We start from the raw sequence: 14,819 nt of genomic DNA, 5'->3' as shown, positions 1-14,819 counted from the left end.
ACAAGAAATAATAATTTTGTATTTGAATTATTGAAATAAGAAGCGGATGTTATTAAATAAAAATATACCATTTTCCTATTTATTTAAAACGATAAAGTGGGAGATTCTTTTTATAACAGTGTATACTATTATAATTGGGATTTTATTTTTGGTGTTGAAGTCTGAGCATAATCCCTTACCAGAAATTCCTATTGCGGTGCCTATGGTTATGGGTACTGTGATTTCTTTGCTATTGGCATTTCGTTCTAATCAAGCGTATGATCGTTGGTGGGAAGCTCGGATAGTTTGGGGTGCTATTGTAAACGATTCTCGTAGTATTACGCGTCAATTAATCACTTTTACAGTAGGTGTAGAATCCACTGAAGCAAAGGCTTTTGTACGGAAATTTACATTGAGACACGCCGCTTGGACACAAGCGTTGGGACGTTCTTTACGTGGTCGCAATCCATTGAAATATTTACAACCTTTGTTAAGTGAAGAGGATTTTAAATATGTTAGTCAGTATGTAAATGTGCCCAATGCACTATTAGAATTGCATGGACGTGATCTAGCAATTGCTTTGCAAAAAGGTTGGATTAATAGTTACCAGCAATGTAATATGGACGATATTTTGACGCGTTTTAGTGATAGTATGGGCAAATGTGAACGTATTAAAGGAACTATATTCCCATCCACGTATACTATATTTCTTCATTTGTCCTTAAACTTTTTTTTAATGTTGTTACCATTTTCATTATTTGAAACATTTCACATATTTGAAATTCCGATGGTGATAATCATTGCTACATTATTTTTATTAATTGAAAAAATGGCGATCTATTTACAAGATCCATTTGAGAATAAGCCAACAGATACTCCAGTTTCAACTATAGCTAATAATATCCAACGAGATATTCAGCAGATGATTAATGATGATACGTCTTTCGTAGCAGGGCATCCTCCGGTAGCATTGCCAGATTACCCTTACGATAAGCAATATTATCAAATGTAAAATAGCCGCACCAAAACGAACAAACGCTTCTATAATTTAGAAGCGTTTTTGTCTTTAATACGATGTATGAGATAGTTTTGTATGAGAATCATAGCTGTCACTAAGTTGATTCCATAAAAACAATAGATCAATTGTGGACTGATATATTTCGTCATACTATTGAGTTGGATTGGATTTATCAAACTAATATTTAATTGAAATGATTTGCTACTATCCCAGTTATGTATAATTTGATTCGTTAGCAATATTACTGTAATAGTTAAGATTGCTAGGAAATAAATTGCTGCTAATTGTATTATTTTTTTATTGACATAGTTATGAATAGGCTTTTTAATTTCCAATGGTTGGATCGCTTCCATGATATTTTTGGTAAAACGCATAGAAGGCTGCTCTTCTTCCAATGTTTGAAATTGTAGTTCTTCTTGCTTTATCTTATCCAAAATATTCGCCCATTGAGTAGCATTCGCAATTTTTAAGGCAACATCTTCCTGCTCTGTAGGAGAAAGTAGTTGATGGTGAAATTGCCAAACTATAAATTCTATTTCTGTTGTATCTATATTATTCAAACTAAAATTTTCCATGATTATCTTTTTAGTTCTGTAAAATTATTTTCTAAAATGACTTTCAACTTTTGTCTTGCTCTAAATAATCTGACTTTGCACGTATTTGTGTCGAGTCCGATAATTTGCCCTATTTCTTCCAGAGATTGTTCTTGCAAATAAAACAAAGATAAAATAGATGCGTCATCCGGTTTTAATAGATTCATCGCCTTAGATAATAACGCTTTGTCGGTATTATAGTTGATATTTTCTAATATGGAGGATTTGTCTGCGAGATATTCATATCGCTCCTCATTCATTTCAGACGTTTCTAATCTTTTTTTCCGAAGATGACTGATGGCATTTCTTTGTACTATTGTATATAACCAAGTGCTAAATTTGCTATCCGCTCGAAAATCTTTTAAATATGAATACGCTTTTATAAAACTATCTTGTGCCACTTCCTCCGCATCCTCTCTATTCTTAACTATACGCAACGCCAGTGTAAATACATAATTCTGATAGCGAGCAACCAACTCGGAATATGCGTTGACATCTCCTTGCAGGACTTTTTGGATAATTATATTGTCGTTATCGAGATTCATGTATTATGATAAAGTTAGACGACAGCTCTTTATTTTTGGTTACGAAAAAAAGAAAATAATTTTTTTATAATTTTCTGTAACCTAATTTTTACAATCAGCGTCCTAATTGCTGTGACCAATTATTAGAAATTTAAAAAATTAAAATTATGGATAACAGTAATCTTGCAATTTTTTGGTTGATCATTATGACCATCGGTATATTATTAACAATTTTTGGAATTTTTTATCTTAAAAATAAAGAGAATATCGCAATGATTGAGCGCGGTATGAATCCTAAATTACCAGGAACAAAAAGTAACGTATTAATGCCAAGATCATTTACCGCTTTAAGAATAGGCTTGCCATTGGGCGGTGCAGGTTTGGGATTGTTTTTTGCAGGTTGGATTAATGAAACTGTTTTTAGAAATGATATCCCTGCTATTTATTTTGGTTTGATTTTATTATTTGCGGGCATCGGATTTATTGTCAGTTATAAAATTGAAGTAAATTGGATAAAAAGAGTAGAAGCCGCTGAGAAAAAAGTGAAAGGAGAGGTTGAAGAAGCTTAACTCTAGTTGTAAATTTATTTTCTACATTTGTGTAACTAATTTTTTGCGATGCGAATTAATGATCGTTACACATTTGTTTTAAATTATTTTCAAGAGCACATGCCTGTCGCAGAGACAGAATTACACTATGAAAATACCTATCAGCTATTGGTTGCAGTGATGCTTTCTGCACAATGTACCGATAAGCGCGTTAACCTAACTACGCCTGCCATTTTTCATAAATATCCAGATATTGTTACGTTGAGTGAGACGGATTTTGATGCATTATTTCCTCTCATTAAAAGTATTTCATATCCCAATAGTAAAGCGCGTCACCTGATCTCTATGGCGCAAATGGTACGAAATGATTTTGATGGTGAGATTCCCATGACAGTGGATGAATTAGTAAAATTACCTGGTGTAGGTAGGAAAACTGCTAATGTAATCACTTCTGTAGTGGATCACCAACCTAATATGGCGGTCGATACGCATGTTTTTAGGGTGTCTGCGCGTATTGGATTGACTAATAAAGCGACAACTGTATTGGCTGCGGAAAAACAATTAATCAAACATATACCCAAAGAACTGATTCATATTGCACACCATTGGTTGATTTTACATGGTCGATACACATGCCTTGCGCGCACGCCAAAGTGTGAAAAATGTGGTCTGACGGAGGTTTGTAAATACTATCAAACTTTACAAAAAACGGCTACTCCATCTTAGAATGATGTTTGGAATCTTTCATCGTCAGGTAAATAGTTAGGGAAATGAAAATCGTTATAGTTACGTACCAATAAAAATAATTTTCATGACCGATTTTCTTAAACCAAAGAGCCACAACTTCTGCTGTGCCGCCGAAAATAGCGGTTGTCAAGGCATACGGTAACCCAACGCCTAAAGCACGCACTTTGGCTGGAAATAATTCTGCTTTTACCACCGCATTGATACTCGTATAACCACTAATAATAGCCAAGCCGCACATGATTAAAAGAAAAATAATTGTCGTATTCGTTTGATGACTTAAAAACGTCATTAATGGAACGGTGAAAATCGTACCCAAAACACCAAAGGAAATCAACAAAGGTTTTCTTCCAATTTTATCTGAAAGCAAACCAAATAAGGGTTGCAAAAATGCAAATAGTAACAAGCTCGTAAATGTCAATTCTGTGGAGGTTTCTTTGGTTAAATGAACTGTATTCACAAGAAATTTTTGCATATAAATACTATACGTATAAAATCCAATAGTTCCTCCCAAGGTTAAGCCTACAACAGTCAATACTTCTTTTGGATATTGCAATAATAGTTGGATGCCTTGTTTTTCTTTGGAAGGATTCGCGTCTTGTTTTTCTTTTTCAAATGCACTTGTTTCTGCAATATGTTGTCGTAAATACAAGGCTATGACAGAAATTACTGCACCTAAAACAAAAGGAATACGCCAGCCCCAACTATACAATTCCGCGGCATCCATATTTTTTTGCAAAATTAATTGCACGCCGAGTGCGACCAACTGTCCGCCTACAAGCGTCACATATTGAAAACTCGCGAAAAAACCTCTTCGCTTTGGAGTTGCCATTTCACTCAAATAAGTAGCGGAAGTACCATACTCACCACCGACACTCACACCTTGAATTAATCGTGCTAAAATCAAAACTATCGGAGCAAATATGCCTATACTTTTATAGTTGGGACAAAATGCAATCATCAATGAGCCAATAGCCATTAATAAAACAGAAATTGTCATGGATTTTTTACGCCCTAATTTGTCTGCGATATTTCCAAATAACCAACCTCCAATCGGGCGCATTAAAAATCCTCCTGCAAATACGGCTGCAGAATCTAATAGTTCCACCGTTGTATTTCCAGAAGGGAAAAACGATGCCGAAAAATACAACGCAAATGCGGAATAGGTATACCAATCGTACCATTCTACAAGGTTACCAATCGAGCCGCCAACTATAGATTTTAAACGAGATCCAGTGGTCGTATTATTTGAAATTTCTGTCATAGTTTAGTATAAATATTCTTCGTAGGCGGATTGCAATTCGTTATAAGCGTGCCGATCATTTAATTTCTTGGCGATTTCCATTCCTTTTTCATAGTAAAAAATTGCTTTTTCTTTTTCGTTTTGACTTTCTAATAATTTGGCTATGTGATAATAGGAACCAACATAATTAGGGTCATCATTCAAAAGTTCAATGAATGTCTGCTGTGCAAGGGTGAAATCTTCTAATTTGATATATTCTAATGCGAGTGCATGTCTAAGAAAACTGTCTATAGGATTATCTTTTAATAATTCTTTTATTTTTTCAATTCGGTCCATATTGCTAAAATTAAGGTCTTTTTGTTTTTTGTTGTTGTAAAAATTCTTGGAATGCATCCAAACTATAGCTACTAATATTTTGCGTAGTGGATAATCCTGTCTTTTGCGCAACTAATACGCCGTATTTCAACACTTTTAACCCCTCTGTACTATGCGCATCAGAGTTGATAGAAATTTTTACGCCTTTATTGAGTGCATAGTCGATCCATTTCCAATCAATATCTAATCTTCTAGGATGTGCATTTAACTCGATGACGACGTTATGGGCTGCGCATGCATCAATGACAGATGAATGGTCAATCGGATATCCCGCTCTAGATAAAAGCAATCGGCCCGTCATATGTCCCAAAATAGAGGTAAAAGGATTCTCCACTGCTGCAATAATGCGGCTTGTCGCTTTTTCTTTATCCATTTTTAAAATGGAATGCACGGATGCGATAATTATATCAAATTGAGATAAAATTTCTGGCGCGTAATCCAAATTTCCATCGTACAAAATATCGCTTTCAATACTTTTAAAAATGGGAATCGTGTTATTTTTTGTATTGAGATCTTCAATTTCTTTATGCTGTTCTAAGATTCTTTCCGGAGTTAGGCCATTGGCATAAAATGCGGATTGAGAGTGATCACTCATCGCAATATATTCCATATTTAGATTTGCAGCGGCCAATGCCATTTCTTCAATAGTATTGGCGCCATCACTCCACACACTATGACAGTGAATAATACCTTTAATCTGATCTACTTGTATGCCAATTTCAATTTCCTTTTGTTTGGCTGTTTCAATAATTTCGGGATAATCTCTACGATAGGCTGGAATATAATGCAAGCCCGCATTTGTAAAAATATCTTCTTCTTGAGTAATTGTTGTTTCCTTATTTAATGGAAAAATTGCATGAAATTCATCCGAACCAGTTTGTAAAAATTGATCTACAACAATCGACTCTTTTGTTGAAAAATGAAATACTAACTTCAATTTTTCTGCGGTGATAAATTCTATAGTTTTTTCAGAGGGATCGATAATTGTCCAGTTTAATTTTTCTGCTATTGATTCTAAAGTGACTTTATCTGCATCCGTTACCCACACCAATTTTTCTATAATCTCTTGTTGTTCTCGGTAGGCGCCTGCAATTAAGAATTGAAAATTCTTGTATTTGTCAAGTGTTTTTTGAATCAAATTATAAAAAGCTTCCGCTTCTGCATATAAAAGTAAACCTTGACTTTTTAGATAAAATTCTATGATTGCTTTTATATTTTCCTGCGTTTTTTCACCAAAACCTTTATAGTGCATCAAGCGATTTTCTTCGCAAGCGTATAATAATTCGCCCAAAGTTTCAATGCCCAATTCTTTCCAAATCGTCACTATTTTTTTGACGCCCAGGCCTTTTATTTGCAACATTTCAATTATGCCCGCAGGTGTTTCTTGCAAATATTTTTCTAAAAGTGTTAATTTGCCTGTGTGTAATTGCTCTATAATTTTATTCCCAATAGCGTCTCCAATTCCTTTTATTTGAAATAATTCTGCTTCTAGTAATTCGCTTAATTCTTGTGGATATTTTTCAATCGTTCGCACCACATTGGCGTAGGATTTAATTTTGAAAGGATTTTCTCCATTTACTTCCATGAGTTTGGCAAGAAGTGCAAAATTGCCAGCGATTATTTCGTTATTGATCATATTTGAATAATTGAACTATACTTGCGAAGCTAATTTTTTTCCATAAAAAAAGCTACCTAAAAGGTAGCTTAATCTATTACTTATTGAAAATATTATTTATTGATAAATCCCTTTGCCAATAAATCTTTCACAATTGTACGAGCGTAATCAGTTGCTAAGTTATTAGCAGAACTAGGGTCAAATGATGTTGACTGTGCAGAGTACAACAATGTATTATTTGCTGTTACATCATACAAATTGGTTTCGAAGATATAGTTGGTAGTTGTATATGTACCACCGCCATAACCGTATCCGCCGCCCCATCCTGGACCCCAAGCCCAAGGAGAATAATAGGAATAGTATCCCCAGAAACTACCATAGTATGGGTAAAAGCCTGGACCCCAACCACCACCTGGCATAAATCTGTTTTGTTTGTCTTTATCCACTAAGGTAATGGTCATAACGCCATCATAACCTTCGTTGTTGAATTTTTCCAATGCTTCGGATTCATTCATTTTGCTGAATGTATTAGGTGCATATTCGGCAGTTGCAGCAACAGCTGTTTGACCATATTTGGATAAATCTTTAACTAACTCAGCTTCCATCTTGGATTTTACGCCAAGATTCTTTTTGCTCATCATACCTAAGATGAGAATCTTTTTAAATTTTGTTTCTGGTGCATTTTTAGCTGCCCAGCTTGAACTCAACTGCGATGTACTACAAGCAGTGAAGCCTACGGCTGTTGCTAATAACAAACTCCATAGTAATAGCTTTTTCATGTTTATGATTTATTTAGGTTTTAATTTGAAGATTTGACTATAAAAATAATGGGAAAGATTAATAAAATACTGTCTTTAACAAAAAATTTTCTTTCCAACTAATTTACGAAAAGTTTAAACGTGTTGTTGGCTTTTTTGCAAATAATATTTGTGTAATTGTAATACTTGAGGTAAAATGGCTTCGGAGTCATTATTGTAAATTATTCGATCACATAATTTCATTTTCATTTCTTCCTCAATTTGGTTCTTCATACGATTTTTTATTGCTTCAATATCTGCATTGTCACGCTTTTTAACACGAGCTAACCGAACTGTCAAAGGAGCATATACGCCAATCACTTCATCCAAATTACCAGCGGTTCCTGACTCGAATAATAACGCCGCTTCTTTAATAACGTAAGGTACGGATTGTTTTTGGAACCAATCCTCTGCAGCTTGTATCGTTGCAGGATGCACCAAACTATTTAAAATCGCCAATTGATATGGATCTTTGAATACGATATTTGCTAAATACGCGCGATCCAAAACGTCGTCTTTATATGTTGCGTCTCCGAATTGCTGTTGGATTTTTAATTTGAGTTCGGCATTTTCATTCATTATAGATTTCGCTACCGTATCTGCATCAAAAACAGGAATGCCTAAAGTTTGGAAAATTTTAGCTACGGTGCTTTTACCACTTCCTATTCCGCCCGTTAATCCGATTTTTAGCATAACATTCGATTTCTTTCCAAAAGTAAAAAAGGAAAGCTATTTCCATATAGAAATGCTTTCCTTTTTATAAAAATGATTGTTTAGATTATTTTTTATTGGCTACACACCAGTTTTTAGCATTGACAAATGCTTGCAACCATGGGGAAACCTCATCTGTGCGATTTTCAGGATAATATGCCCAATTCCATTGGAAAGTAGATCTTTCAATATGCGGCATAGTCACCAAATGACGACCCGTATTGTCACACATCATTGCTGTGTTATAATCTGATCCGTTTGGATTATGTGGATATTGATCGTACGCATATTTACTTACAATATGATATTGATTTTCTGTATTTGGCAAATGGAATTTCCCCTCACCATGTGAAATCCAAACACCCAAAGTCGCTCCAGCTAGAGAAGACAACATGATAGAATTATTTTCCTGAATCGTTACAGAAACAAAATTGGATTCATGTTTATGTGAATCATTGTGCCACAATTTGCCATGCTCTTTGTGATCAGGATTGATCAATTCTAATTCCATCAACAATTGACAACCGTTACAAATGCCGACACTCATCGTGTCAGGACGTGCAAAGAAATTATCTAAAGCCGCTTTTGCTTTTTCATTGTATAAAAATGCGCCCGCCCAACCTTTCGCAGAACCTAAAACATCTGAATTGGAAAATCCACCAACAGCGCCAATGAATTGAATATCTTCCAAAGTCTCTCTACCAGAAATCAAATCCGTCATATGTACATCTTTCACATCGAAACCAGATAAATACATTGCATTCGCCATTTCGCGTTCAGAGTTAGAACCTTTTTCACGGATGATGGCCGCTTTTGGACGTGGAGAGGAAAAATCATTGGTTGGTCTTTTCCCATCAAAATTTTGAGGGAAAATATATTTCAATGGCTGATTTTTGTAATTATCAAAACGCTCCTGCGCTTTATTATTCTTCGTTTGTTTTTGATCGAGCAAATAAGATGTTTTGAACCAAGTATCTCTTAATTCGGCTACATCAAATGTGAATGAATCCAAATTGTTTCTAAAGGAAACTTGTGGTCCTTCGACTGCTTTACCAATTTTTACAAATTCAATTCCGGCATTTTTCAACGCAGTTTCAAATGCTTCATCGTTATTTGCTTGTAAAACAACCGCAATATTTTCATTGAATAATGCTTTTACTGTATCCGATTCATACAAACCAGAAATGTCGTAATCCGCAGCCAAATTGATATCGGCAAATGTCATTTCCAATAAAGTCGTAATCAAACCTCCAGAACCAATATCGTGTCCAGCGGCAACTTGATCATTTTTGATCAAATCTTGGATCGTGTTAAATGCTTTTTTGAAATAAGCTGCATCTTTAATTGTCGGAGCTTCTTGACCTATTTTATTCAAAATTTGTCCGAAGGATGAACCGCCTAATTTGAATTCATCTTTTGATAAGCCGATATAGTATATAGAACCTGCATTTTTGCGTAAAACGGGTTCAACTACTTTATTAATATCTGTACAATTTCCACCTGCGGAAATAATGACGGTACCTGGCGCAATTACATCACCATCAGCATAGCGTTGCTTCATGGATAGAGAATCTTTACCCGTTGGGATATTGATACCTAAGGCAATCGCAAAGTCCGAACAACCTTTTACCGCTTCGTATAAGGACGCATCTTCACCTTCATTTTTACAAGCCCACATCCAATTGGCAGAAAGCGAAATTCCTTTCAAACCATCTTTGATAGGTGCAAATACAATATTAGAAAGTGCTTCGCCAATCGCATTGCGAGAACCTGCAACTGGATCAATCAATGCCGTCAATGGAGAATGTCCTACTGTTGTAGCAATTCCTTCTGTTGATTTGTAATCCAAAGCCATTACGCCGACATTGTTCAATGGCAATTGTAATGGACCTACACATTGTTGTTTGGCTACACGTCCGCCCACACAACGATCCACTTTATTGGTCAACCAATCTTTACTCGCCACCGCTTCCAATTGTAATAATTGGTGCAAATAAGTAGGTAATTCTTTTACATCGTAAGACAAATCTGCATATTGATGTTTCACGGTTTTGTCTTGCATGATCGTTTTAGGAGAAGAACCGAAGAAATCATGCAAATCAAAATCCATCGGCTTTATGCCGGTAGTTTCTGATTCAAATGTAAATCTATGATCACCCGTAACGTCACCCACCGTAAACATAGGCGCACGTTCACGATCCGCGACAGTTTTTAATTCTGCAATATCTTTTTCACCGATCACCAAGCCCATACGTTCTTGAGATTCGTTACCGATAATTTCTTTTGCGGATAAAGTAGGATCGCCGACCGGCAATTTGTCCATGTCTATCAATCCGCCAGTTTCTTCTACTAATTCGGATAAGCAGTTCAAATGTCCACCTGCGCCGTGATCATGTATAGAAACAATCGGATTCGTATCCGCTTCTACCATCGCGCGAATGGCATTGGCAGCACGTTTTTGCATTTCTGGATTGGAACGTTGGATGGCATTTAATTCAATACCCGAACCAAAAGCGCCTGTTTCCGCAGAAGATACAGCCGCGCCGCCCATTCCGATACGGTAGTTTTCACCACCGAGTATAACTATTTTGTCGCCTTTTTCAGGTGTATGTTTTTTCGCTTGTTCTAATTTGCCATAACCGACACCGCCCGCTTGCATGATGACTTTGTCATAGCCCAATTTGCGACCGTTTTCTTCATGTTCGAATGTCAACACCGAACCTGTAATCAATGGCTGACCAAATTTATTACCGAAATCAGAAGCTCCATTAGAAGCTTTAATCAATATTTCCAAAGGTGTTTGGTACAACCATTTGCGTTCATTCATGGCTTTTTCCCAAGGGCGATCTTCCAATAAACGAGAATAAGCGGTCATGTAAATTGCCGTGCCTGCCAATGGCAATGCCCCTTGTCCGCCTGCTAGACGGTCTCGAATCTCACCGCCGGCACCCGTTGCCGCACCTGCAAAAGGTTCAACGGTAGTAGGAAAATTATGTGTTTCTGCTTTTAGAGAAAGAACAGATTGGAATTCTTTCTCCGTATAAAAATCTGGTTTGTCGCCAGTTTTTGGAGCAAACTGCGTTACAACTGGACCTTTTACAAATGCCACGTTGTCTTTATAAGCTGAGATAATATCGTTTGGATTTGTTTCGGATGTCTTTTTTATCAATTTGAATAAAGAAGTTGGTTTTTCTTCTCCATCAATGATAAAAGTTCCGTTGAAAATCTTGTGACGGCAATGTTCCGAATTGGCTTGAGAAAAGGCGAAAACTTCGGAATCTGTCAATTTTCTACCTAATTTTTCACTCAATGAGTTTAGGTAACCAACTTCTTCCTTATTTAAACTCAAACCTTCTTGTTTGTTATACGCTTCAATATCATCAATTTCCAAAATGGGTTCTGGTTGGATATCGATGGTAAACATGGTTTGCGTCAGTGCTGGGTATTTCTGAGAAATCATCGGATCAAAGGCTGTATAGTCAACTGCAACCTTTTGGAACTCCTCTATACGAATAACACCTTGGATTCCCATATTCTGTGTAATCTCTACAGCATTGGTACTCCAAGGTGTTATCATCGCAGCGCGCGGTCCTACAAAGTGTTCATTCAAATTTTCGGACTCAATCTTTCGGGCGTTGCCAAATAACCAATTGAGTTTAGAAATGTCTTCGGGCGAAAATGCGTTGGCAGTCTGTACCGCATATACGGTTTCCGACTGATTCACAAAGAAATGTATCATTATGTTTTATTGAAAGAAAGTCATTCAAAAAATAAAACGCAAAATTACAAGAAATTATAGCATTTTCCGAATCTGAAACATATTTCAATGAATTCTAAATTGTGATTCACTTTATTGAAGGATGTCTTCATTTCTCTAAATTTTATTAAATCTTTCAAAAGATTGACAAATGTCAATAATTGCGAGATTTTTGAGAAGAATAGACCAAATAACATAAAAGTATTACTTTTGCGCTCTGTTATTTTATTTTAAAAAAAATACGAAACGTAAATTATGGCAACTACATCGGATATTAGCCGTGGAATGATACTGAAATTAGACGGCAGTTTGTATTCTGTTATTGAATTCGGTGAAAACAAAACTGCGCGTTCTGCAGCAAAACTTTGGGCTAAATTAAAAGGAGTTGACAATACAAGAACGATTGAAAAAACTTGGAACTCAGGTGAAAATATCTTTCCTGTAAGAGTTGAAAAGAAAACGTATCAATATCTTTATAAGGATGAAACTGGGTATAACGTAATGGATACAGAGACATTTGAACAGTTTAGTCTTGCTGAAAGTTTGATCGATGCTCCACAATTCTTGAAAGATGGTAGTGATATCAGTGTATTTATTAATACGGAAACTGAACAACCTATCAATGCGGAACTTCCAGAAAAAATCGTTGTTAGAATCACTTATTGCGAGCCAGGTTTGAAAGGAGATACCGCAACAAGAGCTTTGAAACAAGCAACTATTGAAACAGGTGCTACCGTAAACGTTCCTTTGTTTGTTAATGAAGGTGAATTGATCCGTATCAATACGAAAACGGGCGATTATGTTGAACGCGTAAAAGAATAAGATTGCCAAATGTTTATACAACTGTAAACATTCTTTATACATTCAAGTTATATATTCTATTATACTAATTTAGAAAAAATGGATTTCAAACAAATACAAGAATTGATCAAAACCATCAATAAAAGTAATATTGGTGAATTGTGTATTGAAGAAAAAGACTTCAAAATCTGTATCAAACAAAAAGAAGACCCAGCTCCTGTATATACACAAGCGGCACCCGCGATCACTCCAGTAGCTATATCTGCTGCACCAGTTGCTGCGGCTCTTCCAGTTGCTAGTACTCCTGCTTCTGTAGAAGATAATTCTGATAAATACATTACGATCAAAAGTCCAATGATCGGAACGTTTTATCGTAAATCTGCTCCTGAAAAACCAAATTTGGTGGATGAGGGCGCTGACGTTACTGTAGGAAAAGTTGTTTGCGTAATTGAAGCAATGAAATTGTTCAATGAAATCGAAAGTGAAGTTTCTGGTAAAATCGTAAAAGTTTTAGTAGACGACGCTTCTCCTGTAGAATATGATCAACCTTTATTCTTGGTTGAACCATAATAAGTTATAATGTAAAAAGGTTCATAGTCGCTATTTAATTTGTTGTCAATCACGACATATTATTGGTTCTATGAACCTTTATTTGTGTAATAAAAATGACCATTTAATAAAAATGTTTAAAAAAATATTAATCGCGAATAGAGGTGAGATTGCGCTGCGTGTCATCCGTACTTGCCGCGAAATGGGCATCAGCACTGTAGCCGTTTATTCTACTGCTGATAAAGACAGTTTACATGTAAGATTTGCAGACGAAGCCGTATGTATAGGTAAAGCGCAGAGCTCAGATTCTTATTTGAATATTCCACGTTTGATGGCTGCGGCAGAGATTACCAATGCAGATGCGATCCATCCAGGATATGGTTTTTTGGCAGAAAATGCTAAATTTTCTCAGATCTGTGCAGAGCACGGTATTAAATTTATCGGACCCACTGCAGAGCAGATCAATATGATGGGCGATAAAATCACTGCGAAAGAAACAATGATCAAAGCAGGCGTTCCTTGTATTCCTGGTAGTGAAGGGTTGATTTCTGATGTAGAAGAAGCAAAAGTTTTAGCTAAAAAAATCGGATATCCAATCATTCTAAAAGCAACTGCCGGCGGTGGAGGTAAAGGAATGAGAGAAGTGTGGAAAGAAGAAGATTTGGAAACAAACTTGGAAACTGCACAACGTGAAGCCCTTGCATCTTTCAATAATGGTGGTGTCTACATGGAAAAATTTGTAGAAGAACCTCGTCACATTGAAATTCAAGTTGCAGGTGACCAATACGGTACCGTTTGTCATCTTGGCGAGCGTGATTGCTCGATCCAACGTCGTCACCAAAAATTAGTAGAAGAATCTCCCTCTCCATTTATGACACCAAAATTGCGTGAACAAATGGGTGAAGCTGCTATCAAAGCCGCTTCTGCTATCTCTTATGAAGGTGTAGGTACTTTGGAATTCTTGGTAGACAAACATAGAAATTTCTATTTCATGGAAATGAATACTAGAATTCAAGTAGAACATTGCGTGACAGAAGAAGTTACTGGTTTCGATTTGATCAAAGAACAAATTAAAATCGCTGCAGGAGATAAAATCTCGGGTGTTTCATATAATCCTCAAAGACATGCAATTGAATGTCGTATCAATGCAGAAGATCCTTTCAATGATTTTCGTCCATCTCCTGGTAAAATAACCGTTTTGCATACGCCAGGTGGTCACGGTGTACGTGTGGATAGTCATTGCTATGCAGGTTATGTGATTCCTCCATATTATGATTCCATGATCGGTAAGTTAATAGCAGTTGCCGCAACTAGAGAAGAAGCAATTGATACAATGTACCGCGCATTGAGCGAATATGTTATTGAAGGTATCAAAACAACCATTCCTTTTGATTTGCAATTGATGCAGGATGAGAATTTTAGAAGTGGTAATTTCACTACTAAATTCTTAGAAGATTTTGAATTAAAGAAACCTGAATAATTTCTTTTTACAAATAAATTAGCGAAAAGCCTCCGAATATTTGGAGGCTTTTTCATTTGAATAATAGTATCTTTAAGCCAAACGA

Annotated in this window: 14 protein-coding genes; 6 read left to right on the top strand and 8 right to left on the bottom strand. The window is 36.0% G+C overall.

Features of this window, described 5'->3' with window-relative positions; genetic code table 11:
- Positions 1-46 precede the first annotated feature (46 nt).
- Positions 47-991, top strand: a complete 945-nt coding sequence (locus E0W69_RS15735) for a bestrophin family protein (protein WP_131331002.1) — start codon at positions 47-49, stop codon at positions 989-991.
- A gap of 29 nt (positions 992-1,020) precedes the next feature.
- Here E0W69_RS15735 and E0W69_RS15730 read toward each other — a convergent pair whose 3' ends face one another.
- The gene (locus E0W69_RS15730) at positions 1,021-1,572 is read right to left on the bottom strand and encodes a hypothetical protein (RefSeq protein ID WP_131331001.1); all 552 of its coding nucleotides are present in this window, start codon (positions 1,570-1,572) and stop codon (positions 1,021-1,023) included.
- A gap of 2 nt (positions 1,573-1,574) precedes the next feature.
- Positions 1,575-2,135 (bottom strand): RNA polymerase sigma factor, encoded by a 561-nt coding sequence (locus tag E0W69_RS15725; RefSeq protein ID WP_131331000.1) that lies wholly within the window; start codon positions 2,133-2,135, stop codon positions 1,575-1,577.
- 146 nt (positions 2,136-2,281) lie between these two features.
- On the opposite strand from E0W69_RS15725, the gene E0W69_RS15720 reads away from it, so the two are divergent.
- Both E0W69_RS15720 and nth read left to right on the top strand, forming a co-directional pair.
- Entirely contained in the window at positions 2,282-2,683 is a 402-nt protein-coding gene (locus E0W69_RS15720) for a DUF6249 domain-containing protein (RefSeq protein ID WP_225321289.1), read from the top strand.
- A gap of 48 nt (positions 2,684-2,731) precedes the next feature.
- A complete protein-coding gene (nth, locus tag E0W69_RS15715) occupies positions 2,732-3,388 on the top strand; it encodes an endonuclease III (protein ID WP_131330999.1) in 657 nt (218 codons plus the stop codon).
- On the opposite strand, the gene E0W69_RS15710 is transcribed toward nth, so the two are convergent.
- The 6 genes from E0W69_RS15710 to purL form a co-directional block, all read right to left on the bottom strand.
- Positions 3,375-4,670 carry an MFS transporter gene (locus E0W69_RS15710; protein ID WP_131330998.1) on the bottom strand — a complete coding sequence of 432 codons (1,296 nt, stop codon included), beginning with the start codon at positions 4,668-4,670 and terminating at the stop codon, positions 3,375-3,377. The genes nth and E0W69_RS15710 overlap by 14 nt on opposite strands.
- Before the next feature lie 3 nt (positions 4,671-4,673).
- Positions 4,674-4,985, bottom strand: coding sequence for a tetratricopeptide repeat protein (locus E0W69_RS15705; RefSeq protein ID WP_131330997.1), 312 nt, complete (start codon positions 4,983-4,985; stop codon positions 4,674-4,676).
- A gap of 10 nt (positions 4,986-4,995) precedes the next feature.
- Positions 4,996-6,660: a DNA polymerase/3'-5' exonuclease PolX gene (locus tag E0W69_RS15700; protein WP_131330996.1), complete on the bottom strand. Its 1,665-nt coding sequence runs from the start codon at positions 6,658-6,660 to the stop codon at positions 4,996-4,998.
- Positions 6,661-6,752: 92 nt separating this feature from the next.
- Positions 6,753-7,418: a hypothetical protein gene (locus E0W69_RS15695; RefSeq protein WP_131330995.1), complete on the bottom strand. Its 666-nt coding sequence runs from the start codon at positions 7,416-7,418 to the stop codon at positions 6,753-6,755.
- A gap of 114 nt (positions 7,419-7,532) precedes the next feature.
- Positions 7,533-8,129, bottom strand: a complete 597-nt coding sequence (gene coaE / locus E0W69_RS15690; RefSeq protein WP_131330994.1) for a dephospho-CoA kinase — start codon at positions 8,127-8,129, stop codon at positions 7,533-7,535.
- A gap of 85 nt (positions 8,130-8,214) precedes the next feature.
- The gene (gene purL / locus E0W69_RS15685; RefSeq protein WP_131330993.1) at positions 8,215-11,886 is read right to left on the bottom strand and encodes a phosphoribosylformylglycinamidine synthase; all 3,672 of its coding nucleotides are present in this window, start codon (positions 11,884-11,886) and stop codon (positions 8,215-8,217) included.
- Between the two features lie 273 nt (positions 11,887-12,159).
- Here purL and efp point away from each other — a divergent pair, with 273 nt between their 5' ends.
- The 3 genes from efp (at position 12,160) to accC (ending at position 14,734) form a co-directional block, all read left to right on the top strand.
- On the top strand, positions 12,160-12,726 hold the full coding sequence (gene efp, locus E0W69_RS15680; RefSeq protein ID WP_131330992.1) for an elongation factor P: 567 nt from the start codon (positions 12,160-12,162) through the stop codon (positions 12,724-12,726).
- A gap of 78 nt (positions 12,727-12,804) precedes the next feature.
- Positions 12,805-13,275 carry an acetyl-CoA carboxylase biotin carboxyl carrier protein gene (accB, locus tag E0W69_RS15675; protein WP_131330991.1) on the top strand — a complete coding sequence of 157 codons (471 nt, stop codon included), beginning with the start codon at positions 12,805-12,807 and terminating at the stop codon, positions 13,273-13,275.
- A 112-nt stretch (positions 13,276-13,387) separates the two neighbouring features.
- Positions 13,388-14,734 (top strand): acetyl-CoA carboxylase biotin carboxylase subunit, encoded by a 1,347-nt coding sequence (gene accC, locus E0W69_RS15670; RefSeq protein ID WP_131330990.1) that lies wholly within the window; start codon positions 13,388-13,390, stop codon positions 14,732-14,734.
- Positions 14,735-14,819: the final 85 nt, after the last annotated feature.

It is taken from the genome of Rhizosphaericola mali (genome assembly GCF_004337365.2).
In the GTDB taxonomy this organism is placed as follows: Bacteria; Bacteroidota; Bacteroidia; order Chitinophagales; family Chitinophagaceae; genus Rhizosphaericola; species Rhizosphaericola mali.
This window is presented reverse-complemented; position numbering and strand designations above follow the sequence as displayed.

Excerpts from the sequence above, each read along its gene's own strand:
- E0W69_RS15735 (WP_131331002.1), top strand. The coding sequence starts at position 47 with ATGTTATTAAATAAAAATATACCATTTTCCTATTTATTTAAAACGATA.
- E0W69_RS15730 (WP_131331001.1), bottom strand. The coding sequence starts at position 1,572 with ATGGAAAATTTTAGTTTGAATAATATAGATACAACAGAAATAGAATTT.
- E0W69_RS15725 (WP_131331000.1), bottom strand. The coding sequence starts at position 2,135 with ATGAATCTCGATAACGACAATATAATTATCCAAAAAGTCCTGCAAGGA.
- E0W69_RS15720 (WP_225321289.1), top strand. The coding sequence starts at position 2,282 with ATGGATAACAGTAATCTTGCAATTTTTTGGTTGATCATTATGACCATC.
- nth (WP_131330999.1), top strand. The coding sequence starts at position 2,732 with ATGCGAATTAATGATCGTTACACATTTGTTTTAAATTATTTTCAAGAG.
- E0W69_RS15710 (WP_131330998.1), bottom strand. The coding sequence starts at position 4,670 with ATGACAGAAATTTCAAATAATACGACCACTGGATCTCGTTTAAAATCT.
- E0W69_RS15705 (WP_131330997.1), bottom strand. The coding sequence starts at position 4,985 with ATGGACCGAATTGAAAAAATAAAAGAATTATTAAAAGATAATCCTATA.
- E0W69_RS15700 (WP_131330996.1), bottom strand. The coding sequence starts at position 6,660 with ATGATCAATAACGAAATAATCGCTGGCAATTTTGCACTTCTTGCCAAA.
- E0W69_RS15695 (WP_131330995.1), bottom strand. The coding sequence starts at position 7,418 with ATGAAAAAGCTATTACTATGGAGTTTGTTATTAGCAACAGCCGTAGGC.
- coaE (WP_131330994.1), bottom strand. The coding sequence starts at position 8,129 with ATGCTAAAAATCGGATTAACGGGCGGAATAGGAAGTGGTAAAAGCACC.
- purL (WP_131330993.1), bottom strand. The coding sequence starts at position 11,886 with ATGATACATTTCTTTGTGAATCAGTCGGAAACCGTATATGCGGTACAG.
- efp (WP_131330992.1), top strand. The coding sequence starts at position 12,160 with ATGGCAACTACATCGGATATTAGCCGTGGAATGATACTGAAATTAGAC.
- accB (WP_131330991.1), top strand. The coding sequence starts at position 12,805 with ATGGATTTCAAACAAATACAAGAATTGATCAAAACCATCAATAAAAGT.
- accC (WP_131330990.1), top strand. The coding sequence starts at position 13,388 with ATGTTTAAAAAAATATTAATCGCGAATAGAGGTGAGATTGCGCTGCGT.